At 74.0% G+C, this 831-nt stretch carries 1 protein-coding gene; it reads right to left on the bottom strand.

The annotated features are described in order from the left end of the window. Positions 1-831, bottom strand: an 831-nt coding sequence (locus tag FNQ90_RS25350; RefSeq protein ID WP_182608453.1) for a DEAD/DEAH box helicase, incomplete at both ends; no start/stop codon positions are given.

Here is an 831-nt window from a genome sequence, read left to right as displayed (position 1 = left end):
CCCCCGTCCCCGGACCCCCCGGAAGCGACGGCCGGAGCGGGTGAGGGAACCCCCTCGGGCCCGTCACCGATCCGGGGGCACACCACGTACGCCTGCCGCCCCGCGGCGACCTCCTCCCGTACCCGTTCCCAGGCGCGCCGCAGGAAGTGCGGCTTGTCGTCGGCGGGGACGACATGGGTGGCGATCGGCGAGCGCCCCTCGGGCAACTGGTCCAGCACCGAGATCTCCAGGTCGCCGAAGACCGTCATCGCGACGGTGCGCGGGATGGGGGTCGCGGTCATCACGAGCAGGTGCGGGGGGTGCTCCGCCCGCGAGCGCAGGGCGTCCCGCTGCCGTACCCCGAACCGGTGCTGCTCGTCGACCACCACCAGGCCCAGGTCGTGGAAGCGCACCCGGTCCTCGATCAGCGCGTGGGTGCCGATGACCAGGCCCGCCTCGCCGGTGGCCGCCTCCAGCAACGCCCGCCGGCGGGCGGCCGCCCCCATCGAACCGGTCAGGAGCGTGACCCGGGTGCCGTGCTCGGCACCGCCCAACAGACCGCCCTCCGCCAACTCGCCCATCATCTCCACGATCGAGCGGTGGTGCTGCTGGGCCAACACCTCCGTCGGAGCCAGCAGGGCCGCCTGCCCGCCGCTGTCCACCACCCCGAGCACGGCCCGCAGCGCCACCAGGGTCTTGCCGCTTCCCACCTCGCCCTGGAGCAACCGGTGCATGGGGTGGTCGGCGGCCAGATCGGCGAAGATCTCCTCACCCACCCGGCGCTGGCCCTCGGTGAGGGTGAAGGGAAGCTTGGCGTCGAAGGCGGTCAGCAGACCGTCGGGGGTCGGGCGG

Origin of the sequence: Streptomyces alkaliphilus, from assembly GCF_014141535.1 — a bacterium.
GTDB classification, from domain to species: domain Bacteria; phylum Actinomycetota; class Actinomycetes; order Streptomycetales; family Streptomycetaceae; genus Streptomyces; species Streptomyces alkaliphilus.
The sequence above is the reverse complement of the archived record's forward strand: the minus strand, read 5'-3'. Positions and strand labels throughout refer to the sequence as shown.